Consider the following 26,686-nt stretch of genomic DNA (forward strand, 5'->3'; position numbering starts at 1 on the left):
GAAGTACCGCACCATGACGCACCGCACTTCCTGAGAGGGAGCACATGACCGAGTCGACACGCGCCGACACCATCAAGCACGCCAAGAAGAACCGCTCCCTGCTCGGCCTGCTCTCCGACATCCCGACGCTGGTCACCGACCTGGTCAAGGGAGAGATCGCGCTCCTGAAGAAGGAGCTGATCGACAAGGCGAAGGTCTTCGGTATCGGAGCCGGTCTCGCTGTGGGCGCGCTGCTGTTCCTGTTCCTGATGCTCCTCTGCCTCATCGGCGCGGGCATCGCGGCGCTGTCGCTGGTGATGCCGCTCTGGCTGGCGGCGCTGCTGGTCGCCGCGCTGTTCCTGGTGATCGCCGGGATCCTCGGCTTCTTGGCGTACAAGCAGATCAAGAAGGGCCTGCCGCCGCTGCCCAAGCAGACGATCGACAGCGTCAAGAGCGACATCAAGGCAGTGAAGGGCGTCGGTCGAATTCCGCGCTCCGACGTGGGAGGACGATCCTGATGAGCAGCACCGAAGAGATCCGGGCCGGCATCGACCGCACCCGTGCCGACCTCGCGGCGACACTGAACGAGCTCGAAGAGAAGCTCAACATCCCCAAGCAGCTGGGCATCAAGGCACACGAGGCGAAGATCTCGTTCGGCAAAGACCCGAAGCCGTGGCTCGCCGGTGCGGCTACCGTCGCAGCGGTCGTGGGCGGTATTGCGCTCATCGCGCTGAAGCGTCGCTAACCTCTTCCCCGGGCCGGTTTCGCGGTCACTCGACGGCGAGCGTCGCGGTTCGCGGCTCCCAGCCGAACGGAGGAAGATAAACGAATGAATTCCAGCGCCGACGCGCCAGCGAGCACGCAGCACTCCACCCCACCCGCACCCGCCGAAGCCCCCGCCGAACGTCTCGGCTATACGCTCTGGGCGGTTCTCCGGCGTGACCCCGCCCGGCCTCTCGTACCCGGTGTCGACGATGCCGCCGAGCTCGACGAGGCCGTCTCGCGTCTCGCCGCGAAGGGCGTCGTCGTTCGGGGGTTCTATGACGTCAGCGCCGTCAAGGCCGATAGCGACCTCATGATCTGGTTGCACGGCGAGGTGCCCGAAGACATCCAGGCCGGTTACCGCGAGTTGGTGCGCACGAACCTCCTGAAGAATCTGCTGCCGACGTGGAACGCCCTCGGAATGCACCGCGAGGCCGAGTTCGCGAAAGACCATAGTCCCGCCTTCATGCGTGGCAAAGAGCCCGAGACCTGGCTCACGGTCTACCCCTTTGTCCGCAGCTACGAGTGGTACCTGCTGCCCGATGCGGAGCGCAACCAGATGCTCCGCGACCACGGCATGAAGGGCGGCGCCCACCGCGCTGTCCTGACCAACACCGTCGCCAGCTTCAGCCTGGGCGACTACGAGTGGATCCTCGCGCTCGAGGCCCCCGAGCTGGTTCAGCTCGTCGACCTCATGCGCGATCTCCGCTACACCGAGGCGCGCATGCACGTGCGCGAAGAGGTTCCCTTCTATACGGGGCGTCGAATCCCCACCACCGCTATCGCAGAGGTTCTGAGTTGAGCAACATAACGAACAACGAGATCGGGACGCCCGGCGGGTTGGTCCCGTCGGCCACGAAGGCTGCCCAGAGCGGCCCCGAGTGGGTCACCGAGGGCACCGACTACGACGCCATCCTCCTGGCCGGCTTCGGCGGACCGGAGGGGCAGGACGACGTCATCCCCTTTCTCCGCAACGTCACCCGAGGTCGCGGAATCCCGGAGGAGCGCCTCGAGGAGGTCGCCCACCACTACCGGCACTTCGGCGGGGTCAGCCCGATCAACGAGCACAACCGTGAGTTGAAGGCGGCCCTCGAGGCCGAGCTCGCCCGTCGCGAGATCGACCTTCCCGTGATCTGGGGAAACCGCAACTGGGATCCCTACATGGCCGACGCGGTTCGTGAGGCGGCGGATCGCGGCTTCACGAAGCTGATCGCCGTGGCAACCAGCGCGTACAGCTCGTATTCGTCGTGCCGGCAGTACCGCGAAGACTTCGCGATGGCGCTCGACGACACCGACCTGCGCGACCGCGTGCAGATCGACAAGGTCCGTCAGTTCTTCGACCACCCCGGGTTCGTGCAGCCCTTCATCGACGGCGTCCGCGACGCCCTGGTGAAGGCGCAGACCGAGATCGAGGGGATCGACCTCGGCACCGAGATCCAGGTGCTGTTCTCGACGCACTCGATTCCCTCCACCGACGCTGCGAAATCCGGCCCCGAGGCGCGCGGATTCGACGGCGACGGCGCGTACGCCGCTCAGCACCGGGCCGTCGCCGAAGTGGTCATGGCAGCAGCCGAGGCCGCTCTCGAGCTTCCGTCAGACACGACTGTCCCGTGGCAGCTCGTCTTCCAGTCGCGCTCGGGCCCGCCCTCCATGCCGTGGCTCGAGCCCGACATCAACGACGCGATCCACGCCCTGAACGGCGGCCCGACAAAGGCCGTCGTCATCGTGCCCCTCGGGTTCGTGAGCGACCACATGGAGGTCATGTGGGATCTCGACAACGAGGCGCTCGAGTCGTGCGAAGAAGAGGGCTTCTGGGCCGTGCGAACGCCGACCCCCGGCATCGACCCGAACTACGTCACCGGTCTCGTCGACCTCGTCCTCGAGCGCCGTGATGGGGTGCCCGCTGCCGACCGCCCGCACCTCACCGACCTCGGCCCCTGGTACGACGTCTGCCGTCCCGGCTGCTGCGAGAACGTCCGCCTCGGTTTCAAGCCGGCCGTCTCCGGCCTGGTTCCGTAGGGCAGCCGTGACAGCACTTCGAATCGGCACAAGAGGGTCGGCACTGGCCCTCGCTCAGTCGACCCTGATCAAAGACCGACTGGCCCAGATCACGGGCCGCGATGTCGAACTGGTCACCGTCACGAGCGAGGGTGACACCTCGAAGGCCTCCCTGGCGACCCTCGGCGGCACCGGCGTGTTCGCCAGCGCCCTTCGAGAGGCGCTCCTCGCCGACGAGTGCGACCTGCTCGTGCACTCGCTGAAAGACCTTCCCACCGCGCTGTACCCGGGGCTGACTCTCGGCGCCATCCCCAAACGCGTGGATGCGCGAGACGCCCTCTGCGCGCGCGACGGCCTCACCTTCGACGCCCTCCCTGCCGGCGCCCGCGTCGGCACCGGGTCGCCACGCCGAGTCGCCCAGATCCGCTCCCGACGCTCCGACCTCGAGGTCGTCGACATCCGCGGCAACGTCGACTCGCGGCTCTCCCGAGTCGGCGACGACCTCGACGCCGTGCTCCTGTCGGCCGCCGGTCTCTCGCGCCTGGGGCGGCTCGACGTCGCCACCGAACTGATGCCCCTCGGCTTCTGGCCGAGCGCACCGGGCCAGGGCGCGCTGGCGCTCGAAGTCCGCGAGGGCGAGAAGGCCGCCGATCTCGCCGCCGGGCTTCGCGCCATCGACCACCGCGAGACGCGTCTGATCGTCACCGCCGAACGCGAAGTGCTCGCCGGCCTCGAAGCGGGGTGCGCGGCGCCGATCGGCGCCTCGGCCGTGATCGACGCGGGCCTCCTGCTGCTGAGCGCGAGCGTCTACCGGCCCGACGGCACGGAGCGTCTCACTGCCTCGCACGGAGTCACGCTCGAGCCAGGCACCCTCGCGGCGCAGCTCGCCGAGGTGCACGACGTCTCGTCGCGGGTCGTCGACGAACTGCTCGAGAACGGCGCCGCCGACCTCGTGCCGCGCGGAAGTGTGACTGACCAGGGCGGCTCGGCATGACCGACACCCGCGCCAGCGACAAGCCGCTTCGCGGCGTCCGGGTGCTGGTGCCCCGCGGAGGCAAGTGGGGTGACAACGTCTCGGCCATCCTGCGCTCGTACGGCGCGAGTCCCGTGATCGCACCACTCATCAATTTCGCCCCGACAGCCGATCAGCACGAACTGATGATCGCGCTGCTCCGGCTGGAGGCCGGCGAATACGACTGGCTGGTGGTGACGAGTGCCACGACGGTCGACGTCCTGATCGGCAACAGCATCCGCCCGGCGCCCACGACCAAGGTGGCGGCTGTCGGCGAGACCACGGCGGCCGCGCTGACGCTGGCCGGGATCCGGGTCGACTTCGTGCCCGAGAACGACAACTCCGCGCGGGGGCTCGTCAAGGAGTGGCCGACCGACCAGATCGTCGGCCGGGTGTTGGTGCCGCAGTCCGAGATCGCCGAGCCACGTCTCGTCGAGGGTCTCGCCGCGCGGGGCCTCGACGCCGAGTTCGTTGCCGCCTACCGCACGGTCGGGGTCTCGATCGACGCGAGCGTCAAGGCCGAGGTCGCCGACGGTTCCATCCGGGTCATCCTCGTGACGTCGGGCAGCGTCGCCCGCCAGATCGCCGAGCAGCTCGCCCCGCTCCCGAGCGACGTGCTCGTCGCGTGCATCGGCCCGCGCACCGCATTCGATGCGCGCGCCGCCGGGCTCCCCGTCCACGTCATCGCCGAGACTCGCTCCGCGCCGGCGCTCGTCGAGGCCGTCGTCGACAACGCTCTGGCCGGCTGGCCCGAGCACACCGATCAGGTGACCCCCGGGTCGCCGAATTCCGAAAGCATCTGATGTCGCAGTTCCCACTGGTCCGAGGCCGCCGCCTCCGGGCCACCCCCGCCCTTCGCCGCCTGGTCGCCGAGACCCGCCTGCACCCCGCCGACCTGATCCTGCCGATGTTCGTCCGCGAGGGCATCACCGAAGACGCGCCGATCACCTCCATGCCGGGCGTCGCGCACCACTCGCTCGACACTCTCAAGCCGGCCCTGGAGCGCGCCGCTGAGGCGGGCATCGGCGGCGTCATGCTGTTCGGGGTGCCTCTCGACGAAAAGAAAGACGCCCAGGGCTCGGGTGCCACCGACCCCGACGGGATCCTGAATGTGGCCACCCGAATCGCTGCCGCCGAGGTGGGCGACTCGCTCGTCGTCCAGACCGACCTGTGCCTCGACGAGTTCACCGACCACGGCCACTGCGGAGTGCTCGACGCCCACGGCTACGTCGACAACGACGCGACGCTCGAGCGGTACCGCGAGATGGCTGTGGTACAGGCGGAGTCAGGATCCGAGTTGGTCGCCCCGAGCGGGATGATGGACGGCCAGGTCGCGGCGATCCGCGATGCGCTCGACGCTCACGGCTTCGGCAACACGGCGGTACTCGCCTACGCGGCGAAGTACGCCAGCGCGTTCTACGGCCCGTTCCGCGAGGCTGTCCAGTCGTCGCTCGTCGGCGACCGACGCACCTATCAGATGGACAACGGCAACCGCCGTGAGGGCCTCCGCGAGGTCGCCCTCGACCTCGACGAGGGCGCCGACATCGTGATGGTGAAGCCCGCGATGAGCTACCTCGATGTGCTGGCCGACGTCGCCGCGACCAGCGACGTGCCGGTGTGGGCGTACCAGATCTCGGGCGAGTACTCGATGATCCAGGCCGCCGCCGCGAACGGCTGGATCGACCTCGACGCCGCCAGCTACGAGAGCGTCCTCGGCATCAAGCGGGCCGGGGCCGACGCGATCCTCACCTACTGGGCGGTCGACCTGGCCGAGCGCCTCACCGGCCGAAGCGATGCGAGCAGGAACCTCCGATGAGCCAGCAGAACACCAACGAGCGATCGTTCGCCCGGGCTCGTGCGTCGATTCCCGGCGGGGTGAACTCGCCCGTCCGGGCCTACGGGTCGGTCGGAGGCACCCCGCGGTTCCTCGTCGGCGCCGAGGGCGCCTACGTGACCGACACCGAGGGCACGAAGTACGTCGACCTGGTCGCGTCGTGGGGCCCCGCCATTCTCGGCCACGCTCACCCCGCGGTTGTCCAGGCCGTGCAGGAGGCCGCCGCGCGCGGGCTCAGCTTCGGCGCCTCGACACCGGGTGAGACCGAGCTCGCCGAGATCGTCCGCGAGCGGGTGAGCCACGGCGACCAGCGACCCATCGGCAAGATCCGCATGGTGTCGACCGGCACCGAGGCCACGATGACCGCCATCCGCCTGGCTCGCGGCTACACCGGCCGCGACCTGCTCGTGAAGTTCGCCGGACATTACCACGGCCACTCCGACTCGCTGTTGGCCGAGGCGGGCTCGGGTGTCGCCACTCTCGCCCTGCCCGGGTCAGCGGGCATCACCGAGGCGACCGCGGCACAGACCCTCGTGCTGCCCTACAACGACCTCGACGCCGTCCGTCAGGTGTTCGACGAGCACTCCGAGCGCATCGCCGCCGTGATCGTCGAGTCCGCCGCGGCCAACATGGGTGTGCTCGCACCCGAGCGGGGCTTCAATCGCGCCCTGTCTGAGATCACGCGTCGAAACGGCGCACTGCTCATCGTCGACGAGGTCCTCACCGGGTTCCGGGTCGGGCCCGCCGGCTGGTGGGGCCTCGAGGCCTCTCAGGTCGTGCCCGACGGCGCTGGCTGGGAGCCCGACCTCATCACGTTCGGCAAGGTGATCGGAGGCGGCATGCCTCTCGCGGCTCTCGGCGGTCGCGCCGAGGTCATGGACTTCTTGGCACCCCTCGGGCCGGTGTATCAGGCCGGAACGCTCAGCGGCAACCCGGTGGCCGTCGCCGCGGGCATCGCGACGCTGCGGCTCGCCGACGCCTCCGTCTACGAGCGGTTGAACGCCGCAGCCGAGATCGTCTCGCGGGAGACGAGCGCGGCGCTCTCGCGCGAGGGCGTAGCCCACACGGTGCAGCACGCCGGCAACCTCTTCTCGTTCGCCTTCAGCGACACGGCCCCGAAGAACTACGACGACGTCCGCGCGCAGGAGGCCTTCCGGTACCCGCCGTTCTTCCACGCCATGCTCGACGCCGGCGTAAACCTCCCGCCGTCGGTGTTCGAGGCGTGGTTCCTGACGGCGGCGCATGATGATGCGGCGATCGGCCGGATCCTCGAGGCTCTTCCCGGCGCGGCGAAGGCTGCCGCCGCCGCCACGTCACCCCGCTGAGCCGGGTCGCCCGGGCGGGTTAGGCGCGTCGAGCGACCCAGCGGCCGGCACGGCGCTCGATCGAGAGCGGAAAGTCGAACGCACCCGACACGAGCTCGCTGGTGAGTACGTCGTCGGCGGTTCCCGATGCGAAGACCCGTCCGTCGCGCAGGAGCATCGCGTGCGTGGTCGACGCCGGAAGGTCTTCGAGGTGGTGGGTGACGGTCACCGACGCCATCGACGGGTGCCGATGGCGGAGGGTGTCGACCGTGTCGAGAAGGTGCTCGCGAGCCGCGACGTCGAGCCCGGTCGCCGGCTCGTCGAGGAGCAGGAGCGCAGGATCCGACACGAGCGCGCGGGCGATCAGGGCTCGACCCCGCTCGCCCTGTGACAGCGTGCTCCACCGGGCGTCCACCCTCGCGCCCAGCCCGACCGACGCCGCGAGATCGACGGCGTGTTGTCGCTCGGCCGCGGAGGCCTGCCATCGGGGCACGGGATCGCTCGATCCCGTCAGGCCGGTCAGGATGACGTCGCCGACGCTGTTGTCTCCGAGCATGCGATGCCTCGGGTCGACATGGCCGATGCGCGTGCGGAGGGCGGCGAGCTCGACGCGGCCGAGTTGTCGCCCGAGGACGGCGACGGTGCCGCCGGACGGGTGCCCGAGCGCGCCGCACAGCGTCAGGAGCGTCGTCTTGCCGGCTCCGTTCGGGCCGATCAGCGCCCAGTGCTCACCGACTCCGACGCGCAGGTCGACGTGCTCGAGCAGGTCTCGCCCGGCTCGGGTGACCCGGACGTCGTCCAGCTGCAGAACGACGCCCGGGTCGACGGTGGAGGTCAGCGGCTCGAGGTCGCTGCCGGGAACACGCCGGCGGCCGCTACCGAGGAGACGTAGTCGCCCATTCCATCGATGGTGTCGAGGAACGCCTTAGCGCCGGCCTTGCCATCGCGGTCGTCCACGGCCTTGCCGAGCGCCTTCATCAGCGTGCCGGAGATGTTGAAGACGACGTCGCGCGAGGCGATGCCGAAGAGCAGGGTGGCGCGGTCGCCCACCGTTTCGAGCACACGCTCGAGGCTGGGGCTCTTCGAGGCGGCCGCGAAGATGAACATCGCCCGCGAGAAGTTGACCAGGGCATCGGGCTTGAGGGCGCCCGACTTGTCTCGCTCGACAGTGCTGAGGAGAGTCTTGACCTCTTTGGCCTGGGCCGAGGTCAGTGCCGGGATGCCGCGTCGGGCGACGATACCCCAGACGTCGAAGGCCGTCGTCGTCGTGTCAGCGAAGTCATCCATCGTGGGCGAGATGATGCGCGTGTACCGGTTGGCTTCGATGTCGACGAGACCGTAGTCCGCGAGCTTGGCGATGGCTTCGCGCACGGGGGTGCGGGAGACGCCGAGCCAGCGGACGAGCTCGTCGTCGTTGAGGCGTTCGCCGAGTTCGAGGGTGCCGTCGCCGATGGCGGCCAGCATCTTGTCGAAGACGACGTCGCGGAGGAGGCGGCGAGGTGCGGGGGCCTCGGCAGTGGGTACGGGAACAGGCATGAGTGTCTTTCTGGCTGGAGGGCCGACTGGCTGGGGGGAGGGTGGGGGCCGCGGTCAGGCGGGGTAGATTCCGCTTTCGCGGACGGCCTCGTAGAACTCGTGGAAGTTGTCCGGCTGGTTCGAGACGAGCTCGGCGGCGCGGTCGGCATCGTTCGCCTTGATCGCCTTCGCGAGCTCTTTGCTGAAGGTCGCGCCCGGCTCGAACGGGAAGATGTCTTTCGCGCCGGCCCGCTGGAACAGCAGCGCGGTCAGCGGCCCGGTCGCCGCCCAGAGGCGCGAGAGCATGGGGCTGTTCGCCGCGGTCACGACTCGAAGGTTGAAGGCGTCGAGCGTCGCGAGATCTTCGCGCTTGTGGGCGGCGAGGTCTTTGGCGCGCTGGCCGAGGGCGTTGACGACGAAGGTGCGGTCGGCGTCGGTGAGGTTCGGCACGCCGCGCTTCATCACGATCGACCAGAGGTCGTAGCCCGTCCGGATCGTGTCGGTGAACTGTTCAAAGCTCGGGGCGACGACGCGCGTGTACCGGTTGGCCTCGATGTCGACGAGACCTTGTTCGGCCAGTTTGGCGATGGCTTCGCGCACGGGCGTGCGGGAGACGCCGAGCCAGCGGACGAGCTCGTCGTCGTTCAAGCGTTCGCCGAGTTCGAGGGTGCCGTCGAGGATGGCGAGGAACATCTTGTCGTAGACGACGTCGCGGAGGAGGCGGCGGGGTTCCTGGTTTTCCGGGGTGGGGCGGGGGACTGGCATCGGGGCTCCCTAGTACATCGAATCGGTGGTCGCCGGGGGACGACCGACGGTCAATCGGGCTTGACTGCTGCTGCACGGGAGCGGGTGCGGGCGGGCATGCCTCACCTTCCATGCAGTTGAATGTATCGAGTATCTCAGACTCTAGGATAATTGCGACCGGTTGTCGAGCCACCGCGCTCGTGCTCTGGGCGGAGTCAGCGACGAACGTCGATCACCGTTCGACCACGAATGCGTCCGCCGAGAATCTCAGGTCCGAGATCGATGGCCTCGGCCAGCGAGGCCTCCTCCGTCACAGAGTCGAGCAGGGCTGGGTCGAGGTCGCGGGACAGTCGTTGCCAGGCGGTTCGGCGAAGCGACAGTGGAGCCTCCACCGAGTTGATGCCGACCAGCGAGACGGCCCGGAGGATGAACGGGAGCACGGTGGTCGGCAGATCGCTACCCTGAGCGAGGCCGCAGGCGGTGACCGTCCCGCCCCATCTCGTCTGCGCGAGGACGTTCGCGAGGGTCGTGCTGCCGACGCAGTCCACCGCCCCGGCATACAGCGCGCGCTGCAGGGGTTTTCCGGGCTCGCCGAGCGACTCCCGCGGGATAACCGAAGCGGCTCCGAGACCGTGGAGGTAGTCCGTCAGCTCGGCTCGACCGGTGCACGCCACCACGCGGTAGCCGAGGCGGGCCAGAAGGGCGACCGCGATCGAGCCGACACCGCCCGCCGCCCCGGTCACCAGGATGTCGCCCGCGTCAGGCTCGACGTCGCGCTCGAGCTTCAGCACGCTGAGCATCGCGGTGAAACCGGCCGTGCCGATCGCCGCCGCACGCCGAGGAGTGAGGGCCTCGGGCAGCTCGACCAGCGACGCGGCATCGACGATTGCCCGCTCGGCGAAACCTCCGTGGCGCGTCTCGCCGATTCCCGCTCCGGTGAGGACCACCTGCTGTCCGGCGACGAAGCGCCCGGCTGCATCGCCCGCAGCGACGGTGCCGACCAGGTCGATACCGGGAATGAGCGGAAGGATCCTGGCGACCCCGCGGTCACCCCCGAGCGCCATCCCGTCTTTGTAGTTGAGGCTCGACCACGAGACGTCGATCGTGACCTCGCCCGGGGCCGGTTCGCCGCCGCCCCGGAGGAAGCTGTCGTCGACCTCCCGGAGGCTCGCTGGTGCGGACTCGGAGACGACTACGGCGCGGGTCATGGCTCGACGCTACGCCAGGTGCGTCGAATAACGACGGGCACACCGCCTCTCGGCGGCTCCGACCTAGCCGAAGAGGATGGCGGCCTCGTCGTAGCGGTTCTGCGGGACCACCTTCAGGGTGCCGAGGGCCTCCTCGAACGAGACGTGCTCGATCTCGGTTCCGCGGAGGGCGACCATGCGGCCCCAGCGCCCCTCGGCGACCGAGTCGCTGGCGGCCATTCCGAGGCGCGTCGCGAGAACCCGGTCGTACGCCGAGGGCGTGCCGCCGCGCTGGATGTGCCCCAGGGTCGTGGCTCTCGTCTCGATGCCGGTCAGCTCTTCGATCAGCGGGGCGAGGCGCTCGCCGATGCCACCGAGCCGCGGTCGGCCGAAGGCATCGAGGCCGCGCTCGGAGTGGGCGTCGTCTTCTTCGTCGGGAACGAACCCCTCGGCGACGACGACGAGCGGCGCCCGTCCCCGGTCGTACGCCGAGCGGACCCACTCGGCGAGCTGCTCGACGCTGGTCTTCTGCTCCGGGATCAGGATCGCGTGCGCGCCGGCGGCCATGCCCGAGTGCAGGGCGATCCAGCCGACGTGACGACCCATCACCTCGGCGACCATGCAGCGGCTGTGCGACTCCCCGGTCGTCCGGAGGCGATCCATCGCGTCGACGGCGATCTGGACGGCCGTGTCGAAGCCGAACGTGTAGTCGGTGGCGCCCAGATCGTTGTCGACCGTCTTGGGAACGCCGACGATCTTCAGACCGGCGTCGGTCAGCCTCTTGGCCGCCGCGAGAGTGCCCTCCCCGCCGATGGCGATCAGGGCGTCGATGCCGCGCCGCTCGAGGTTCTCGGTGATCCGCTCGACCCCGCCGTTGCCCTCGAAGGGATTCGTGCGGCTCGTACCGAGGATCGTGCCGCCCTGCTTGGCGATGCCCTGGATCTCTTTGCGGCCGAGAGGCACGATGTCCGACTCGACGACCCCCCGCCAGCCATCGCGGAACCCCACGAACTCCTGCCCGTGGATCTGGATCCCCTTGAGCACTGCGCCACGGATGACCGCGTTCAATCCGGGGCAGTCGCCGCCACTGGTCAGGATTCCGATTCGCATCATTGCTCTCCGTGGGTCGTCGCGGCCACCGGGTTCCGGCCGCACTCGCTCCATCATGGCCCACCGGCGTAATAGGGTCGAGGCAATGGCTCCTCCGGCAGAGAACGATCCGCGCCTCACGCGCTTCCGACGCGGTGCGCCCGGCGGCGAGACGCAGCACGTCGGTGCCCCGGGCCCGCCACCCGTGCTGCCGGAGTTCGCCGGTCAGCTGGAGCCGGCCGCGTCGGATCCTGCGCTCCCGCCGGTCGCGCAGACGACCCCCCAGCCGCTGCCGTTCGCGCCGCCGGTGGCGCCGCCCGTCGACTGGGCTGCACCGCCAGCACCCGACTCGTCGGTGCCCTCGCGCGAGGCGCCGTCGAGCGAGCACCTCTTCGCCGAGTTCGAGAGCGAGAAGGGTGCCGAACCGCTCTACGAGACTCCCGCGTACGACTGGATGCCGGTCGAGGTCGACCCCGGTCGGTCGACCGGAATCGCCTCGATCGCCGTCGGGATCTTCTTCGGCATCATCGGGCTCTTCATCGGGGTCCACTCGATCCGGAAGTCCCGAGCCGCCGGGCTCGCCGGTGGCATCGGCATCGCCGGCGTGATCGTGTCCAGCCTCAGCGTGCTGCTGTTCGGCTCGGTCGTCTTGTCGTGGGTGCGCTACGAGGTCGAGCTGGCACAGCAGTGCTCGCTCGTCGGCCCGGGGCAGTACTACACGTCGTCGGGCGACCTCGTGACCTGCAGCTAGTCCTTACGACGACGAGACGGCGCCGCTACTAGAGCGAGATCGTCTCGTTCTCACCGACGTTCTTGGGGTGGCCGCCGGTCGCGGCCGCCTTGGCGTACTTGAAGAGGGTGATCGCCTTGGGCTCGGTGCTCGTCCACGACTCGATGGTGTGCGCCTCGACACGCAGCAGGGAGACCTGCGGGTCGTCGCGGCCCTGATCGAACCAGGCCTCGGCACCGGTGTTCCAGAGCTCGTCGATCTTCGCGGAGTCCTGTGTCAGCGACGCCGTGCCCGAGATCGACAGCCAGCCCTTCGACGTGTCGACAGCAACGTTCACCTCGGGGGTGGTCTCGATGTCGTGCACCTTGTGGCTGTCTTTCGCGACGAAGAACCAGACGTCGCCGTCGAACGGACGGTCGATGAGGGCCAGGGGGCGGCTGACGAGGTGCTTCTCGGCGTCGACGGTGGTGAGCAAGCCGATGCGCGCCTTGTCGAGCACATCGGAGACGGTCTGGAGTTCTTCAGCGGTGGCAGTCATGCGTCGGACGCTACGCCCGGGGTGCGTGCACCTCGCACAGCGGAGCCTCAGGCGAGTGCTCGTCGCAGACGACGAGCCGCACCCGGCACGACGGGTCGGAGCAGTTCTGGAGGTGCGAGGAGGGGGTGCCACAGAGAACGCAGGATCCGAGGACCTTCGCGTGGTCGCTGAACTCGACCTTCTCCCGTCCGTCGAACACGGTGAGCGCGCCCTCCCAGAGGCCGTCGTCGCCGAAGCGCTCGCCGTAGCGGACGATGCCTCCGTCGAGCTGATACACCTCGCGGAACCCGCGATCGATCAGGAGCGAGGAGAGGACTTCGCAGCGCACGCCACCGGTGCAGTAGGTGACGATCGGCTCGTCTTTGAGGTGGTCGTAGCGGCCCGAGTCGATTTCGGTCACGAACTCGCGCGTGTTCTGGACGTCGGGCACGACGGCATCCCGGAATCGACCGATCCTCGCCTCGAATTCGTTGCGTCCGTCGAAGAAGGTCACGTCTTTCTCGGCGACGAGGGCGTGCAGCTCCTCCGGGCTCAGTCGCACCCCGCCTCCGACCACCCCGCTGCTGTCGACCTCGAGCTCGCCGGGAGCGCCGAAGCTGACGATCTCGTCACGGACCTTCACGCTGAGTCGAGGAAAGTCGTCGCCGTGGCCCTCGCTCCACTTGACGTCGGCGTCGCGGAACGGTGCGTACTCACGCGTCTTGCGGAGGTAGCGCTTGACGTTCGGCAGATCGCCGCCCACCGTGCCGTTGATGCCCTGACGAGAGATGACGATGCGCCCGGTCAGCCCAAGGAGCTCGCACAGGTCGCGCTGCCACAACCGAATCGCCGCCGGGTCGGGGAGGGGGGTGAACACGTAGAACAACAGGATCTTCGGGGTTGCCACTGCAGGAGTCTAGCCATGCCGTTCTCCCCGCCTGGAGTAGTGTGTGACATGTGTATTCTCCATCCATTCGAGCAGTTAGGGAGCCCGATGCCGATACCATCACGCCCAACAGTCGATTTTCATCGGAGACTCCGAAAAGACGAGGTCTTCGACCGTCTGTTCCAGGCGATCCTCGACGGAACACTCCAACCGGGTGAGCGAATCCGCGACGTCGAACTGCAGGAGTGGCTGGGAGTCTCGCGCACCCCTATCCGTCTGGCCATCGACCGTCTCGTCGAGATGAACCTGATCGAGAGCCGACCCAACCGCTTCACCCGGGTGAGCCCCGCGGCGCCCGGCCGGATCCCCGAGCTCCTCCAGGTGATGTGCGCCTTCTGGGAGCTCGCGACCCGCCTCACCATCGAGACCCTCGACGAGACGAGCGCTCTCGAGTGCCGCGAGCTGCTGGCCGAAGCGGCCCGGGCCTGTCGAGAGCACGACGGCTCCCGCGCCGAGGAGGCGGTCGAACACATGCGCCGCGCGATGTTCTTCTTCAGCGAGCACTCCGACAACGAGCTCCTCCGCGTTCTGGTCGTGCGGATCGGGGCCGCGCTCCGGTTCCAGATGTCACTGCAGGGCGATTCCATGGACAAGCTCCTGCTCGAGAGCGTCTTCGAACGGCTCGACGAGGCAGTCGAGGCGCGCGACTCCGCGGCGGCCGGGGAGGCGATCCGTCACGTGCAATCCACGGGTCGGCGGCTCTGCGGAGTGACCGCGTGAGCCCCGTCCCCGGGGCTGCGCCCTCGGCACGCACCCGCGAGCTGCTCAGCGACGGCGCGCGGCGGAGCCTTCTCGTGGCCATCCTGAACGGCACCCTCGTGGCCGGGGAGCGCCTGCACGACGATGAGCTGATCCAGTGGCTCGGGGTCTCGCGCACACCCATCCGCACCGCCCTCGAGCGCCTCGCCGAGGTCGGGCTGGTCGAGATGGCCCCGAACCGGTTCACGCGGGTCGCTGTTCCGACGCGGTCGTCGCTGCTCGAAACGCTGCAGCTGTATGCCGCCCTGCACGCCTGGGTGGCAGAGGCGGTCGTTCCCGGTCTCGGCGACGACGACCTCGCCGAACTCCACCGGTGCTTCGGCCGGGTAACCGAGCTCGCGGCGCGGCAGGGCGAGCACGCGTGGTCGCGCGCCGATCTCGCCCTCGTCGACGAGGCGGTCTCGTTCTTCGCCCACCGGACGGGCAACCCCCTGTTGCTCGACCTGCTCTTCGAGATCCGCGTCCGGTTGGCGTTCTCCTTCTCGAGCCTGCGCGCCTTCGGCGACGGGGCCGAGCTGACAGCCTGGGCGGAGGCTCTGCTCGCCGCAGCCGATCGGCGCGACGGCCGCGTCGTGGCCGACGTGCTTCGCGAGCGGTTCTCCTGGCGGATCGTGCGCGTCGGTGGCAGCGGTTAACCTTCTGCCATGTCGACGATCACCGCTCCGGGGTCCGCCCCGGGCGGTGAGCCGGTTCGCGAAGTCCGCACCGTGTACGCGCCCCGCGATCCGGTTCATCTCGGCCAGACCGTGCGTTCGCTCTCTCGGGGCGCCGGCGATCCGACCTTCCGCGTGGTCGACGGCTCGGTCTGGCGCGGTGTCCGAACCCCGCTGGGCGCCGCCACGCTCCGGCTGACGGCACGCTCATCCAGCGTCGAAGCGGTTGCTTGGGGCGCGGGTGCCGACTGGGTGATCGGCGCGGTCCCCGATCTCCTCGGCCACGGCGACGACTGGTCGTCGCTCGACGTCGCGGCCAACTCGTTCCTCGCCGACGCCTGGCGACGAAACCCGGGCCTTCGGCTCACTCGCACCAATCAGGTGCTGCAGATGCTCGTTCCGGCCATCCTCGAGCAGAAGGTGACGAGCCGGGAGGCCTGGGGTGCCTGGCGCTATCTCGTCCGCCGCTTCGGCGAGGCTGCGCCGGGGCCGGTTGCCACCGTGCCGGGCCTGTCGGAGCTGATGGTGCCGCCCGACGCCTCGACCTTCAAGTCGATCCCGAGCTGGGAGTGGCACCGTGCCGGGGTCGGCCCGCAACGATCGGCGACCATCATGCGGGTGTGCGCGGTCGCGCCGGGCCTCGAGCGCACTCTCGCGCTCGGCCGAGGCGGCGACGAGGTGCAGCAAAGGCTGCGGAGCGTCGTCGGCGTCGGCATCTGGACCGCCGCCGAGACGAGCCAGCGGGCTCACGGCGACCCCGATTCACCGAGTGTCGGCGATTACCACCTCCCGGCCCTGGTCGGTTGGGCGCTGATCGGAAAGCCGGTCGACGACGACGGCATGCTCGAGCTCCTCGAACCGTGGCGGGGCAATCGCGAGAGGGTGATGCGACTCATCGGGGTGAGCGGCTTCCGCAAGCCGAGGTTCGGACCGCGCATGACGATCCAGGATCACCGCGGACACTGAGTTCGAGTCAGCGCTCGGGGCACGGTGCGGTGCACACCTAAGGCCGGGGGTCAGACTCCGCCCGGAGCGCTCCGAGCACCCGCTCCGAGAACGCAGACAGCCGATCGGCGTCATCGCCCAGCAGGTCGACGAAGTAGCGCTTGATCGCCTCGTTGTGGCCGCGGCTCGCCTCCAGCATCGCGCGTCTGCCGTCGGCGGTCAGCTCCACCCAGGTGCCGCGGCCATCCGAATCGCAGTCGCTTCGGCGGACGAACCCACGCCTCTCCATCCTGGTGACCTGATGGCTGACGCGACTCTTCTCCCAGCCGATCTGCTCGGCGATGTCGCGTACTCGGAGCCGGCGGTCACGGGAGCGGCCCAGGCCGACGAGCATCTCGTATTCGGGAGCCGAGACCCCGCTCTCTTCGTGCAGCTGCACTTCGAGGGCTCGATCGAGGCGGCGGCGCATCGAGTAGAAGGCGTCCCAGACGGCCCAGTCGTCTTCCGTCAATCCCTCGGCCATTCGCCCAGTGTAGGGACGGGGGTGCGGCATATCCTCGAATCATGTCCGACGTGCGCACCACTGACCTCGCCTCCGAGACCGTCGAGACCGTTCGGCGCTGGCTCGAGGCGTCGTCCGAGGTCAAGATCGACCCGTCGGCGGCTCGGCTCGCCGGCGTGCTGCGCAATCGCGAGGGCCTCGATTTCACCCTCGATTTCGTCGACCGAGTCGTGCGCCCCGAAGACCTCACCGTGGCTGCCCGCAGTCTCGAAGAGCTGAGCCACTCGATCCCGAAGTTCTTGCCCTGGCACCTCCGCGCGGCGTTCTCGGCGGGTGGCGGTCTCGCATCCGGCGCCGCCTGGCCGACCGTGCCGTTGGCCCGGCGGGCCCTTCGCAAGATGGTCGAGCACCTGATCGTCGATGCGACACCGTCGAGGCTCGGCTCCGCGCTCACGAAGCTGCGGGCCGACGGGTCGCGGCTGAACCTCAACCTCCTCGGCGAGGCCGTGCTCGGCGAGGCCGAGGCGGATCGCCGCCTCCAGGGCACCCGCGATCTCCTCGAGCGCGACGACGTCGACTACGTGTCGATCAAGGTCAGCGCCGTCGCCAGCCAGCTCTCGCTCTGGGCGTTCGAAGAGACGAGCGACCGCCTCGTCGATCGCCTCCGGCCGCTCTACGAGCTCGCCGTGGCGTCACCCACGCCGAAGTTCATCAACCTCGACATGGAGGAGTACCACGACCTCGATCTCACCATCGATGTCTTCACCAGGATCCTCGACAGCCCCGAGATGCTCGGCCTCGAGGCCGGTATCGTGCTCCAGGCCTACCTGCCCGATGCCCTCGCCTCTCTCCAGCTGCTGACCGACTGGTCGCGCAGTCGGGTCTCACGCGGCGGGGCCCCGATCAAAGTCAGGATAGTCAAGGGGGCGAACCTCGCGATGGAGCGGGTCGACGCCGCGGTGCACGGCTGGCCGCTCGCGACCTGGTCGTCGAAGGTCGAGACCGACACCAACTACAAGCGCCTGCTCAACTGGGCGCTGACGTTCGACAACGCGGCCGTCGTCAAGATCGGCGTCGCGGGGCACAACCTCTTCGACGTCGCCTACGCCTGGAACCTCGCCAAAGCGCGCATGGTGACGAACCGCGTCGACTTCGAGATGCTGCTCGGCATGACGACGGCTCAGGCTGCCGCCGTCCGAGCCGACGTGGGGGAGCTCCTGCTCTACACGCCCGTCGTCCACCCGCGCGAGTTCGACTCCGCCATCAGCTACCTGGTGCGGCGCCTCGAAGAGAGCGCGTCACCCGACAACTTCCTCTCGGGGGCCTTCGACCTGGCAACCGACCAGGAGGTCTTCGACCGGGAGAAATCGCGCTTCCTCGCCTCGCTCGAGGCGCTCGACGACCGGGTGCCACGGCCGAATCGTCGTCAAGACCGCTCGCGGCGACTCGCCTCCGAGACGGCTCCGGCGGCGCTGACGACCGGCGGATTCTCGAACAGCAGCGACACCGACGCCTCGCTCGAGGCCAATCGCACTTGGGCCCGACGCCTCCTCCGTCGCGCCGGCACCTCCGAGCTCGGAGTCGAGACGATCGACGAGTCCTGGATTGACGACGCCAGCGCCCTCGAAGGGATCATTGCGCGCGTGGCCGAGGCCGGGGTGAAGTGGGGCCGCGAAGACGGGTCGACGCGCGCCGAGCTGCTCGACCTGGCCGGAATGGCCCTGGCAGCCCACCGCGCCGAGTTGATCGAGGTCATGGCGAGCGAGACCGGCAAGACGATGGCGGAGGGCGACCCCGAAGTCACCGAGGCGATCGACTTCGCCCACTACTACGCCGAGCTGGCTCGCGAACTCGACCTCGTCGACGGCGCGATCGCCGTCCCGCCGCGGGTCACCGTGGTCGCGCCGCCCTGGAACTTCCCGGTCTCGATCCCGGTGGGCGGGGTCCTCGCTGCCCTCGCGGCCGGGAGCGGGGTGATCCTGAAGCCGGCACCCCAGGCTCATCGCTCCGCGGCCGTCGTCGCCGAGATCCTCTGGAAGGCGGGCGTGCCCCGTTCTCTGCTCGCCCTCGTCGACCTCGACGAGGAGGCCCTCGGTCGCGATCTCATCGCCCACCCCGCCGTCGACCGGGTTCTCCTCACCGGCTCCTTCGAGACCGCCGCCACCTTCCGCTCCTGGCGGGCCGATCTGCCGGTCAACGCCGAGACCAGCGGAAAGAACGCGATCGTGGTCACCCCGACGGCCGACCTCGACCTCGCCGTGGCCGACATCGTCTCGAGCGCCTTCGGGCATGCGGGCCAGAAGTGCTCCGCGGCCTCCCTGGTGATCCTCGTCGGCTCCGTGGGCGAGAGCGCCCGCTTCCGGCGTCAGCTGATCGACGCCGTCGAGAGCATCCGGGTCGGCTACCCCGACGTGGCGACGACCAGGATGGGCCCGCTGATCGACCCGCCGGAGGGCAAGCTCGCACGAGGCCTCGGCGTGCTGTCGGCAGGCGAATCCTGGATCCTTGCCCCGAAATCTCTCGACGAGACCGGCGTGCTCTGGAGCCCCGGCATCCGCGAGGGTGTCCGGGCGGGCAGCGAGTTCCACCTCACCGAATACTTCGGCCCCGTGATCGGCATCATGCGCGCTGAGACGCTCGAGCAGGCCATCGAGTGGCAGAACGCGGTCGAGTACGGCCTCACCGCCGGTCTGCAGTCGCTCGACCCCGACGAGATCGCGATCTGGTCGAGCCGCGTGCAGGCCGGCAACCTGTACGTCAATCGCGGCACGACCGGGGCCGTCGTTCGCCGGCAGCCCTTCGGCGGCTGGAAGCGCTCGTCGGTCGGCACCGGGGCGAAAGCCGGGGGGCCGAACCACGTGGCCGCTCTCACCGACTGGAAGCGCGTCGCGCGCGAGCCGGCCACGTCGATCAGCCTCGACGGGGTTCCGGGCGTCGGAGTCGAGATCATCGAGGCCACCCGCTCGGTGCTCTCGTTCGAAGAGTTCGACTTCGTTCGCTCCGCCGCGGCCTCCGACCTCCGGGCCTGGCGTGAGCGCTTCGCCGTCTCGAGCGACGTCTCCGCCCTCGGCGTCGAGCGCAACGTGCTGAGGTACCTGCCGGTGCCGGTCATCGTGCGGCTGTCGACGGGTGCTCGAATGGCCGACCTCGTCCGCGTCGTCATCGCCGCGGCGGTCTCGGGTTCGGCCCTCACCATCAGTACGGCCCAGCCCCTGCCGTCGACGCTCGTGCAGCTGCTGCGATCCAACTCGACGCCGGTGCGGGTCGACGACATCACCGTCGAGAACGAGGGGCTCTGGCTCGCGCGAGCCGCGGCGGGCCTCCTCCAGGGCGCACCCGACGAACCCGTCGACGACGACCTCGCCCTGATCGAGCGGGCCACCCGAGACTCCGGTCTGATTCAGCTCGGCATGCAGAACACCGTCTCGCTCGACCGAGCGGCACTTCTGGCCCGAGACCCGTCGTCGAGGCTCGACGGCCCGGGCCCGTCGACGTACCGCGGAGTCCGCATCCGCCTCATCGGGGGCGACGCGTCGGCGCTGGCGCGAGCGGTCGAGGGCAGCCTCGATGTCGCGATCTACGCCGGCGAGGTGACCGAAGCGGGGCGGGTCGAGCTGCTGCCGTTCCTCCGGGAGCAGGCGATCTCGCTGACTGCGCACCGGTTCGGCAATCCGGTGCCGGCCTTGGAGCGACTGCGCTTCTAGGCAGGGCCGGCTAGGCGGGTTGCCGGTTGATCAGTTTCGACAGCACGATGGCGCTTCGCGTGTGATCGACGTTCGGCGCGTTCCGCACCCGCTCGAGCGCGCCCTCCAGCGACGGAATGTCGCGCGACCGCATGTGCACGATCGCGTCGGCGCTGCCCGTCACCGTTCCGGCATCGACGACCTCGGGAACAGTGCTCAGGATCCGCTGCAACTCTGCAGGCGACACCGTTCCTCGGCAGAACAACTCGACATAGGCCTCCGTCGCCAACCCGTCGACGGCCGGGTCGACCTGAACGGTGAACCCGCGAATCACCCCGTCGCCGACCATGCGATCCACCCGCCGCTTGACGGCCGAGGCGCTGAGGCCGACCACCGCGCCGATGTCGCCGTAGCCGGCGCGGGCGTTCTGACGGAGCAGGTCGATGATGCTGAAGTCGAGATTATCCACGTCGCGACTGTACCGGTCTTTTATTGCGTGAGCCGGGGGATCCTGCAGGAAAGTTGCGTGGAACGCTTCCAGCATGCGCGATTGACGTGTGACACTGGCAAGCGTGAGCATCGACACCGATTCCCAGCAGACCACCGTCCCGACGCGCGTCGCGTCCCACCGAACCATCCTGATGTGCCGACCGGACTTCTTCACCGTGAGCTACCGCATCAACCCGTGGATGCACCCGGAAGACCCCACCGACACCTCGAAGGCCGTCGCCCAGTGGCAGACGCTCTACGACACCTACGTCGGCCTCGGCTTCGACGTCGAGCTGATCGACCCGATCGACGGCCTGCCCGACATGGTCTACTCGGCCAACGGCGGCTTCGTGCTCGACGGCAAGGCCTACGGCGCTAGCTTCACCTACCCCGAGCGCCAGCCCGAGGGCCCCGCCTACATGGAGTGGTTCGGCGCCAACGGCTACGACGTCAAAGCGCCCGAGCAGATCAACGAGGGCGAGGGCGACTTCCTCCTCGTCGGCGACGTGATCCTCGCTGGCACCGGTTTCCGCAGCGACTCGACGTCGCACGAAGAACTGGCGGCCATCTTCGGTCGGCCCGTCATCACGCTGAAACTCATCAACCCGAGCTTCTACCACCTCGACACGGCGATCGCCGTGCTCGACCCCGAGCCCGTCGACGGCCACAACAACATCGCCTACCTGGAGAGCGCCTTCGACGAGCCCTCGCTGGCCATTCTGCGAGAGCGCTACCCCGACGCGATCCTCGTCAGCGAAGAAGACGCCGCGATCCTCGGTCTTAACTCGTACAGCGACGGCTACAACGTCGTGATCGCCGCCCGTGCCAAGGGCTTCGAGAAGCAGTTGCGCGAGCGCGGCTACAACCCCATCGGCGTCGACCTCTCCGAGCTGCTGCTCGGCGGCGGCGGCGTGAAGTGCTGCACGCTCGAGTTGCGGCGATGACGACGTCGACCGGAGCGGCTTCGGCCGGATCCTCCGCTCTCCCGTCGTCGGGCTCGTCGTCAGCCGCCATCGAGGTGGAGGAGCGCGCGCTCGCACACAACTACCACCCGCTGCCCGTCGTGGTCGCCTCGGGTGACGGCGCCTGGGTGACCGACGTCGAGGGCAATCGCTACCTCGACTGCCTCGCGGCGTATTCGGCCGTCAACTTCGGGCACGGCAACCCGCGGCTGATCGAGGCCGCCCGGGCGCAACTCGACCGGGTGACGCTCACGAGCCGGGCGTTCCACAACGACCAGCTGGGGCCGTTCGCCGCCGAGCTCGGCACCCTTCTCGGCAAAGAGATGGTCTTGCCGATGAACACCGGTGCCGAGGCCGTCGAGTCGGCGATCAAGATCGCACGGGCCTGGGGCTACCGGGTCAAGGGCGTGGCAGACGGTCGCGCGAAGATCATCGTGATGGACGGCAACTTCCACGGCCGCACGACGACGATCATCAGCTTCTCGGGCGACCCGGAGGCCCGCGCCGACTTCGGCCCGTACACCCCCGGATTCGTCTCGGTGCCGTACGGCGACGTCGACGCGCTCGCCGCAGCCATCGACGACGACACCGTCGCCGTGCTGCTGGAGCCGATCCAGGGCGAGGCCGGAGTCGTCATCCCGCCGGCGGAGTACCTGCCGGCGGTGCGCGAGCTCACCTCGGCTCGCAACGTGCTCATGATCGCCGACGAGATCCAGTCGGGGCTCGGCCGCACCGGCACCACCGTCAGCTCCGACCTGAGCGGCGTCGTGCCCGACCTGTACCTGCTCGGCAAGGCGCTCGGCGGCGGGATCGTTCCGGTCAGCGCCGTCGTCGGCGACGCCGCGGTGGTCGGCGTGATCCGGCCCGGCGAACACGGGTCGACGTTCGGAGGCAACCCGTTGGCCGCTGCGGTGGGCCGCGAAGTCGTCGCGATGCTGTCGACGGGGGAGTTCCAGGAGCGGGCGTCGGTGCTCGGGGCGCGGCTGCGAGAGTCGCTCGACGGCCTCCTCGGTCGCGGCGTGGTCGCCATTCGCACGGCGGGGCTCTGGGCGGGTATCGACATCGACCCCGCAATCGGCACGGGGCGCGAGGTCTGCGAAGGGCTCATGCGTCGCGGCGTGCTGGCCAAAGACACGCACGGGTCGACGATCCGCCTCGCGCCGCCGCTGGTGGTGACGGGCGAGGAGCTCGACTGGGCGGTGGAGCAGCTCGCGGCCGTCTTGGACGAGCTGCGCTGAGGCTTGCGGCGCCGGGTGCTGCGCTGCCGAGTGCTGCGCTGACGCGTGCTGGGCTGCCGAGTGCCGCCAAATGCCTCGTGGCCGCGGGCGCGTGCGGCATTTGACGGCACTCGGCGGGCAACCCGGGCTGGCCGGCGCCGGCTGGTGCCGGCAGGTAGGCGGGGGCGGGAGGCCGGCCGTACCCAGCCTCCCGCCTGCTCGGCGAACCCTCACACCGGCATCTGAAGTATACATGCCTGAGGCATAAATGCCCTGCGGCGCTTGTGGCACCACGTTTCGGCGAAAACACCGTCGAAAGGCGGTGCCATTGCCGGAAAGTGGCGGGCGGGGCAGCGGTTAACCGAAAAACCGCCCTCAGGGGGCGGCTTTTCTGTGCTTCTGCGAGTCGTGATGACTAGCACGTGGCTGGACGCGGCATCGATCCGCGGACCTTTCGATTTTCAGTCGAACGCTCTACCAACTGAGCTACCCAGCCTTGGCGACCCTGACCGGACTTGAACCGGCGACCTCCGCCGTGACAGGGCGGCGCGCTAACCAACTGCGCTACAGGGCCAAACGATGTTGCTGATGAATCTGTGTTTGTTGCGGTGCTGCGACTTGCTCCAGCGTTGTCTTCGATACTACTGCCTTGTGACCCCAACGGGATTCGAACCCGTGCTGCCGCCGTGAAAGGGCGGTGTCCTAGGCCACTAAACGATGGGGCCGTGAAGGCTTGAAGGCATTCCAGCAACCGAGGGACAAGCATACGGATCGAGACCGGAAATGCAAAATCGTGAGGATCCGGGTCTGCCGCACCGTCGGATCCTGGGCCCCTCGTCTCCCCAGTTGGGGGGACGTCCGATTTGTCCACAGATGCGCCACTCCGACCGGGTGCACCCCCGGCAACCCGTGCCAGCATTAGCTTCATGCAGTAATCGAGGCTTTCCGACGGGGAGCCCGGTCGGTTGCTGTGCCGCTCCGAGGGTCGTTTCGTCCCTTGGGTGGCAGACCCTGCGTTGCTACTGTTGCTCGTGTTGACGGTGTGACTCGCGGGTTCCGACCTCACCGTGACGACGATTCGGGAACAATGACTCTCTTCTTCCGCTCCTCTCGCACCGCTCGCCCCACAGGGCCGCGTCGGAGTCGATCGCGCGCGCGAGGCCCCGTGGCCATGCTCGCGGTGGGCGCCCTTCTCGCCGCCGGTGCCGTGCTGGGCACTCCCCTCGAGGCGAGTGCGGCGACGAAGTACCCCTCGTGGCACGACGTGCAGGTGGCCGTGCAGAACCAGGCGGTGAAGAACCGCGAGGTGAAGTCGATCCGGGCGCTTCTCGTCTCGCTCGACGCCGATGTGAAGGCCAAGCAGGCCGTCCAGGCTGAGAAGGGTGACGAGCTCCAGAAGGCTCAGCTCGCCTACGACAACCAGGAAGACATCCGATCCAAGCTCCAGGCGAAGGCCGACTCGGCCGATCGGGTCGCGAAGTCGAGTGAGACGCGAGCTGGTCAGCTGGCGGCGCAGCTCGGCCGATCCGGCTCGAACGACATCTCGTCCGACCTCATCGCGAACCCCGGCAAAGCCAGCAACCTGCTCTACAAGCTCGGGGCCATGAGCAAGCTCACCGAGCAGGCCAACGGCATCTACTCGCAGGCCGTCCAAGACCGCAACACGGCGCAGGGTCTCACCGATCAGGCGACAGTCGCGACGAAGGCTCTCGGCGATCTCAAGGCGAAGGCCGACGCGGCCCTGGAGACGGCCCAGGCGGCCACCGAAGAGGCGCAGGCGGCTGTCGACGAGCAGTCGGCCAACGCCTCTCGCCTCGAGGCGCAGCTCGCGTCGATCAAGGCCGATCGAGTGCTCACGCAGACCAAGTACAACAAGGGCGAGAAGATCCGCAAGGCGAAGATCGCTGCGGCTCAGGCGAGGGCCGCCGCCGCGGCAGCCAAGGCCAGCGGTGCCACCGGCGTCGCCAACGCTCAGGGCTGGACTCGCCCCGCCGGCGGCTACATCACCAGCGGCTTCGGTTACCGCCTCGACCCGGCGATCGGCGTCTACCAGTTGCACGCCGGCACCGACCTCGGCGCCTCGTGCGGGTCGAACATCTACGCCGCCCACGCCGGCACAGTCATCTACGCGGGCCCCTACGGCGGCTACGGCAACTTCGTGCTGCTCGACAACGGCGACGGCATCAACACCGGCTACGGCCACATCGTCGACGGAGGCATCCACGTCTCGGTCGGTCAGACCGTGACGGCCGGGCAGATCATCGCTCAGGTCGGTTCGACCGGGTGGTCGACCGGATGCCACCTCCACTTCGAGACCCGCGTCAACACGGTGGCGCAAGACGCCGTCCCCTTCATGGCCGCACGAGGAGTGACTCTGTAATGAGACCCCGCACACCCAGATCGATCGCTCTGTGACGCCCCCGCCTCGCACACTGGGTGTGCTCCTCGTTCTCGCCGTCTGCACGGGCGTCGTCACCTCCACCGCCCTCGGAGTGGCCACTCCGGCACAGGCCTCGCCGTACCCGTCGTGGTCAGAGGTGCAGGCCGCCAAGGGTCACGAGGCCAAGGCGGCCAAAGCGGTCGCCGAGCTCGACGGCGCCATCACCACGCTGCAGCAGCGATCGTCCTCGGCGAACGACAGCGCTCTCGGAGCGGGTGAGCGGTACCAGATCGCCTCGCTGGCCGAGCAGAAGGCCGCGCAGACCCTCGCCGGGCTGAAGAAGCAGCAGAAGGCCGCTGCCTCCACCGCCACGAAGTCACAGCAGCAGGTCGGGCAGCTCGTCGCCGAGCTCTCACACGCGGGCGGTGGCCAGCTCACCGTCACCATGCTCACCGAGTCCGACAGGGCCGGCGACCTGCTCTACCAGCTCGGCGCGATGACCAGCCTTACCTCGCGCACGAGCGGCCTCCTCAAGCAGGCGAAACAAGACGAAAACATCGCGGCGTCGCTCAGCGATCAGGCCGGTGCCGCCGAAAAGGCTCTGGCCGACCGGAAGGCCGCGGCTTCGGCAGCGCTCGAGCGGGCCAACTCTCTGGCTTCGACGGCGGCTGCGGCTGTCGCCACGCAAGAGAAGAATCAAGAGCAGCTGATCGAGCAGGTGGCCTTCCTCAAGGGCACCACCGCGGCCGTTCAGAAGAAGTACTACGCGGGCAAGGCCGCGGGCACTATCGCGGATGCGAGCCCGGCCGGGTCCGCCACGGGCAGCAGCAAGGGGTCGGGGTCGGGCTCAGCAGGGTCGGGCTCAATGGGGTCGAGCGCGGGCAGCAGTGGATCGGCGGGGTCGGGCGCCGGATCCTCGGGTTCGGGCTCGGGGTCTGGGTCTTCTTCAGGCTCGGGGTCGTCGTCGGGCAGCACCGGCGGGAGTGCCACGCCGACGAAGAAGCCCGCCCCCGCGCCGAGCAAACCGGCGCCCGCACCAGCACCTGCACCGGCACCCAAGCCCACGCCGCCGGCGTCGACCGGAACACCCGCGGCCGTCACGACGGCGATGGCATTCGCCAAGGCCCAGCTCGGCAAGACGTACGTGTGGGGCGGCGCCGGCCCCGACGTCTGGGACTGCTCCGGCCTGATGATGGGCTCGTACAACGCGGCCGGCGTCTACATCGGCGGGCACTCCGTGCGCTGGCAGTACGACTACCTCAACGGCCAGGGCCGACTCGTGTCGATCGGGTCGATGAAGGCCGGCGACATCCTCTTCTACTACAACGGCACCGACGGCATGTACCACGACGCCATGTACATCGGCGGCGGTCAGATGCTCGAAGCACCGAACCCCAGCGCGAAGGTGCGGATCGTGGCGGTGCGCTACTTCCAGCTCTGGTACGTGGGTCGCCCCGTCGGCTGAGCCGCACCCCCCCC

Annotated in this window: 26 protein-coding genes and 3 tRNA genes; 17 read left to right on the forward strand and 12 right to left on the reverse strand. The window is 69.0% G+C overall.

Features of this window, described 5'->3' with window-relative positions; translation table 11 throughout:
- Positions 1-44 precede the first annotated feature (44 nt).
- The 8 genes from VH571_RS12480 to hemL all read left to right on the forward strand — a co-directional run bounded on the left by VH571_RS12480 (position 45) and on the right by hemL (position 6,910).
- Positions 45-497, forward strand: coding sequence for a phage holin family protein (locus tag VH571_RS12480; protein ID WP_055964399.1), 453 nt, complete (start codon positions 45-47; stop codon positions 495-497).
- Entirely contained in the window at positions 497-724 is a 228-nt protein-coding gene (locus tag VH571_RS12485; RefSeq protein ID WP_055964402.1) for a DUF3618 domain-containing protein, read from the forward strand. Before VH571_RS12480 ends, VH571_RS12485 begins: the two co-directional genes overlap by 1 nt.
- Positions 725-808: 84 nt before the next feature.
- Positions 809-1,543, forward strand: a complete 735-nt coding sequence (hemQ, locus tag VH571_RS12490; protein ID WP_055964405.1) for a hydrogen peroxide-dependent heme synthase — start codon at positions 809-811, stop codon at positions 1,541-1,543.
- A gap of 5 nt (positions 1,544-1,548) precedes the next feature.
- Positions 1,549-2,760 carry a ferrochelatase gene (locus VH571_RS12495; RefSeq protein WP_423264878.1) on the forward strand — a complete coding sequence of 404 codons (1,212 nt, stop codon included), beginning with the start codon at positions 1,549-1,551 and terminating at the stop codon, positions 2,758-2,760.
- 7 nt (positions 2,761-2,767) lie between these two features.
- The gene (gene hemC, locus VH571_RS12500; protein WP_123939999.1) at positions 2,768-3,733 is read left to right on the forward strand and encodes a hydroxymethylbilane synthase; all 966 of its coding nucleotides are present in this window, start codon (positions 2,768-2,770) and stop codon (positions 3,731-3,733) included.
- The gene (locus VH571_RS12505; protein WP_055964411.1) at positions 3,730-4,554 is read left to right on the forward strand and encodes a uroporphyrinogen-III synthase; all 825 of its coding nucleotides are present in this window, start codon (positions 3,730-3,732) and stop codon (positions 4,552-4,554) included. The genes hemC and VH571_RS12505 overlap by 4 nt, the downstream gene beginning before the upstream one ends.
- Positions 4,554-5,567: a porphobilinogen synthase gene (gene hemB, locus VH571_RS12510; protein WP_423264864.1), complete on the forward strand. Its 1,014-nt coding sequence runs from the start codon at positions 4,554-4,556 to the stop codon at positions 5,565-5,567. Before VH571_RS12505 ends, hemB begins: the two co-directional genes overlap by 1 nt.
- Positions 5,564-6,910: a glutamate-1-semialdehyde 2,1-aminomutase gene (gene hemL / locus VH571_RS12515; RefSeq protein ID WP_423264865.1), complete on the forward strand. Its 1,347-nt coding sequence runs from the start codon at positions 5,564-5,566 to the stop codon at positions 6,908-6,910. Before hemB ends, hemL begins: the two co-directional genes overlap by 4 nt.
- Before the next feature lie 19 nt (positions 6,911-6,929).
- Here hemL and VH571_RS12520 read toward each other — a convergent pair whose 3' ends face one another.
- From VH571_RS12520 to VH571_RS12540, 5 genes are all read right to left on the reverse strand, one after another.
- Positions 6,930-7,727, reverse strand: a complete 798-nt coding sequence (locus tag VH571_RS12520; RefSeq protein ID WP_423264879.1) for an ABC transporter ATP-binding protein — start codon at positions 7,725-7,727, stop codon at positions 6,930-6,932.
- Positions 7,724-8,425 carry a GntR family transcriptional regulator gene (locus VH571_RS12525; protein WP_423264866.1) on the reverse strand — a complete coding sequence of 234 codons (702 nt, stop codon included), beginning with the start codon at positions 8,423-8,425 and terminating at the stop codon, positions 7,724-7,726. Before VH571_RS12525 ends, VH571_RS12520 begins: the two co-directional genes overlap by 4 nt.
- A gap of 54 nt (positions 8,426-8,479) precedes the next feature.
- On the reverse strand, positions 8,480-9,169 hold the full coding sequence (locus VH571_RS12530; RefSeq protein ID WP_228513897.1) for a GntR family transcriptional regulator: 690 nt from the start codon (positions 9,167-9,169) through the stop codon (positions 8,480-8,482).
- Positions 9,170-9,363: 194 nt separating this feature from the next.
- Positions 9,364-10,356 (reverse strand): MDR family oxidoreductase, encoded by a 993-nt coding sequence (locus VH571_RS12535; RefSeq protein WP_423264867.1) that lies wholly within the window; start codon positions 10,354-10,356, stop codon positions 9,364-9,366.
- Between the two features lie 63 nt (positions 10,357-10,419).
- Entirely contained in the window at positions 10,420-11,445 is a 1,026-nt protein-coding gene (locus tag VH571_RS12540) for a 6-phosphofructokinase (protein ID WP_055965393.1), read from the reverse strand.
- Positions 11,446-11,530: 85 nt separating this feature from the next.
- Between VH571_RS12540 and VH571_RS12545 the strand changes: the two genes are divergently transcribed.
- Complete coding sequence (locus VH571_RS12545; RefSeq protein WP_423264868.1) at positions 11,531-12,175, forward strand: hypothetical protein; 645 nt, start codon at positions 11,531-11,533, stop codon at positions 12,173-12,175.
- 28 nt (positions 12,176-12,203) lie between these two features.
- Here the strand turns inward: VH571_RS12545 and VH571_RS12550 are convergent, their stop codons facing one another.
- Together VH571_RS12550 and VH571_RS12555 are read right to left on the reverse strand one after the other, a co-directional pair.
- Positions 12,204-12,692 (reverse strand): pyridoxamine 5'-phosphate oxidase family protein, encoded by a 489-nt coding sequence (locus VH571_RS12550; RefSeq protein WP_055964433.1) that lies wholly within the window; start codon positions 12,690-12,692, stop codon positions 12,204-12,206.
- Positions 12,693-12,702: 10 nt separating this feature from the next.
- Positions 12,703-13,578, reverse strand: a complete 876-nt coding sequence (locus tag VH571_RS12555; RefSeq protein ID WP_423264869.1) for a rhodanese-related sulfurtransferase — start codon at positions 13,576-13,578, stop codon at positions 12,703-12,705.
- Positions 13,579-13,665: 87 nt separating this feature from the next.
- On the opposite strand from VH571_RS12555, the gene VH571_RS12560 reads away from it, so the two are divergent.
- Genes VH571_RS12560 through VH571_RS12570 form a run of 3 tightly spaced genes read left to right on the forward strand, consistent with a single transcriptional unit; the run spans position 13,666 to position 15,995 of the window.
- Positions 13,666-14,337, forward strand: coding sequence for a GntR family transcriptional regulator (locus VH571_RS12560; protein ID WP_055964439.1), 672 nt, complete (start codon positions 13,666-13,668; stop codon positions 14,335-14,337).
- Positions 14,334-15,011, forward strand: a complete 678-nt coding sequence (locus tag VH571_RS12565; protein ID WP_423264870.1) for a GntR family transcriptional regulator — start codon at positions 14,334-14,336, stop codon at positions 15,009-15,011. Before VH571_RS12560 ends, VH571_RS12565 begins: the two co-directional genes overlap by 4 nt.
- 9 nt (positions 15,012-15,020) lie before the next feature.
- Positions 15,021-15,995, forward strand: coding sequence for a DNA-3-methyladenine glycosylase family protein (locus VH571_RS12570; RefSeq protein WP_423264871.1), 975 nt, complete (start codon positions 15,021-15,023; stop codon positions 15,993-15,995).
- Between the two features lie 37 nt (positions 15,996-16,032).
- On the opposite strand, the gene VH571_RS12575 is transcribed toward VH571_RS12570, so the two are convergent.
- Positions 16,033-16,497 (reverse strand): MarR family winged helix-turn-helix transcriptional regulator, encoded by a 465-nt coding sequence (locus VH571_RS12575; RefSeq protein ID WP_194601064.1) that lies wholly within the window; start codon positions 16,495-16,497, stop codon positions 16,033-16,035.
- 41 nt (positions 16,498-16,538) lie between these two features.
- Here VH571_RS12575 and VH571_RS12580 point away from each other — a divergent pair, with 41 nt between their 5' ends.
- Positions 16,539-20,180 carry a proline dehydrogenase family protein gene (locus VH571_RS12580; protein ID WP_423264872.1) on the forward strand — a complete coding sequence of 1,214 codons (3,642 nt, stop codon included), beginning with the start codon at positions 16,539-16,541 and terminating at the stop codon, positions 20,178-20,180.
- Between the two features lie 10 nt (positions 20,181-20,190).
- Here the strand turns inward: VH571_RS12580 and VH571_RS12585 are convergent, their stop codons facing one another.
- Positions 20,191-20,628 (reverse strand): Lrp/AsnC family transcriptional regulator, encoded by a 438-nt coding sequence (locus VH571_RS12585; protein ID WP_055964454.1) that lies wholly within the window; start codon positions 20,626-20,628, stop codon positions 20,191-20,193.
- Positions 20,629-20,800: 172 nt separating this feature from the next.
- On the opposite strand from VH571_RS12585, the gene ddaH reads away from it, so the two are divergent.
- Together ddaH and rocD are read left to right on the forward strand one after the other, a co-directional pair.
- The gene (gene ddaH / locus VH571_RS12590) at positions 20,801-21,592 is read left to right on the forward strand and encodes a dimethylargininase (protein WP_084816360.1); all 792 of its coding nucleotides are present in this window, start codon (positions 20,801-20,803) and stop codon (positions 21,590-21,592) included.
- Positions 21,589-22,848 carry an ornithine--oxo-acid transaminase gene (rocD, locus tag VH571_RS12595; RefSeq protein ID WP_423264873.1) on the forward strand — a complete coding sequence of 420 codons (1,260 nt, stop codon included), beginning with the start codon at positions 21,589-21,591 and terminating at the stop codon, positions 22,846-22,848. The genes ddaH and rocD overlap by 4 nt, the downstream gene beginning before the upstream one ends.
- A gap of 402 nt (positions 22,849-23,250) precedes the next feature.
- On the opposite strand, the gene VH571_RS12600 is transcribed toward rocD, so the two are convergent.
- From VH571_RS12600 to VH571_RS12610, 3 genes are all read right to left on the reverse strand, one after another.
- Positions 23,251-23,323: transfer RNA gene (locus tag VH571_RS12600), tRNA-Phe, on the reverse strand.
- A 1-nt stretch (position 23,324) separates the two neighbouring features.
- A tRNA-Asp gene (locus VH571_RS12605) sits at positions 23,325-23,401 on the reverse strand.
- 78 nt (positions 23,402-23,479) lie between these two features.
- A tRNA-Glu gene (locus VH571_RS12610) sits at positions 23,480-23,552 on the reverse strand.
- Between the two features lie 362 nt (positions 23,553-23,914).
- Here VH571_RS12610 and VH571_RS12615 point away from each other — a divergent pair.
- Both VH571_RS12615 and VH571_RS12620 read left to right on the forward strand, forming a co-directional pair.
- Complete coding sequence (locus VH571_RS12615) at positions 23,915-25,207, forward strand: M23 family metallopeptidase (RefSeq protein ID WP_123939969.1); 1,293 nt, start codon at positions 23,915-23,917, stop codon at positions 25,205-25,207.
- 31 nt (positions 25,208-25,238) lie between these two features.
- Positions 25,239-26,672, forward strand: a complete 1,434-nt coding sequence (locus tag VH571_RS12620) for an NlpC/P60 family protein (protein ID WP_423264874.1) — start codon at positions 25,239-25,241, stop codon at positions 26,670-26,672.
- Positions 26,673-26,686: the final 14 nt, after the last annotated feature.

It is taken from the genome of Frondihabitans sp. 4ASC-45 (genome assembly GCF_049472575.1).
GTDB lineage: Bacteria > Actinomycetota > Actinomycetes > Actinomycetales > Microbacteriaceae > Frondihabitans.

Excerpts from the sequence above, each read along its gene's own strand:
- VH571_RS12480 (WP_055964399.1), top strand. The coding sequence starts at position 45 with ATGACCGAGTCGACACGCGCCGACACCATCAAGCACGCCAAGAAGAAC.
- VH571_RS12485 (WP_055964402.1), top strand. The coding sequence starts at position 497 with ATGAGCAGCACCGAAGAGATCCGGGCCGGCATCGACCGCACCCGTGCC.
- hemQ (WP_055964405.1), top strand. The coding sequence starts at position 809 with ATGAATTCCAGCGCCGACGCGCCAGCGAGCACGCAGCACTCCACCCCA.
- VH571_RS12505 (WP_055964411.1), top strand. The coding sequence starts at position 3,730 with ATGACCGACACCCGCGCCAGCGACAAGCCGCTTCGCGGCGTCCGGGTG.
- hemB (WP_423264864.1), top strand. The coding sequence starts at position 4,554 with ATGTCGCAGTTCCCACTGGTCCGAGGCCGCCGCCTCCGGGCCACCCCC.
- hemL (WP_423264865.1), top strand. The coding sequence starts at position 5,564 with ATGAGCCAGCAGAACACCAACGAGCGATCGTTCGCCCGGGCTCGTGCG.
- VH571_RS12525 (WP_423264866.1), bottom strand. The coding sequence starts at position 8,425 with ATGCCTGTTCCCGTACCCACTGCCGAGGCCCCCGCACCTCGCCGCCTC.
- VH571_RS12530 (WP_228513897.1), bottom strand. The coding sequence starts at position 9,169 with ATGCCAGTCCCCCGCCCCACCCCGGAAAACCAGGAACCCCGCCGCCTC.
- VH571_RS12535 (WP_423264867.1), bottom strand. The coding sequence starts at position 10,356 with ATGACCCGCGCCGTAGTCGTCTCCGAGTCCGCACCAGCGAGCCTCCGG.
- VH571_RS12540 (WP_055965393.1), bottom strand. The coding sequence starts at position 11,445 with ATGCGAATCGGAATCCTGACCAGTGGCGGCGACTGCCCCGGATTGAAC.
- VH571_RS12545 (WP_423264868.1), top strand. The coding sequence starts at position 11,531 with ATGGCTCCTCCGGCAGAGAACGATCCGCGCCTCACGCGCTTCCGACGC.
- VH571_RS12550 (WP_055964433.1), bottom strand. The coding sequence starts at position 12,692 with ATGACTGCCACCGCTGAAGAACTCCAGACCGTCTCCGATGTGCTCGAC.
- VH571_RS12560 (WP_055964439.1), top strand. The coding sequence starts at position 13,666 with ATGCCGATACCATCACGCCCAACAGTCGATTTTCATCGGAGACTCCGA.
- VH571_RS12570 (WP_423264871.1), top strand. The coding sequence starts at position 15,021 with ATGTCGACGATCACCGCTCCGGGGTCCGCCCCGGGCGGTGAGCCGGTT.
- VH571_RS12575 (WP_194601064.1), bottom strand. The coding sequence starts at position 16,497 with ATGGCCGAGGGATTGACGGAAGACGACTGGGCCGTCTGGGACGCCTTC.
- VH571_RS12580 (WP_423264872.1), top strand. The coding sequence starts at position 16,539 with ATGTCCGACGTGCGCACCACTGACCTCGCCTCCGAGACCGTCGAGACC.
- ddaH (WP_084816360.1), top strand. The coding sequence starts at position 20,801 with ATGTGCCGACCGGACTTCTTCACCGTGAGCTACCGCATCAACCCGTGG.
- rocD (WP_423264873.1), top strand. The coding sequence starts at position 21,589 with ATGACGACGTCGACCGGAGCGGCTTCGGCCGGATCCTCCGCTCTCCCG.
- VH571_RS12615 (WP_123939969.1), top strand. The coding sequence starts at position 23,915 with ATGACTCTCTTCTTCCGCTCCTCTCGCACCGCTCGCCCCACAGGGCCG.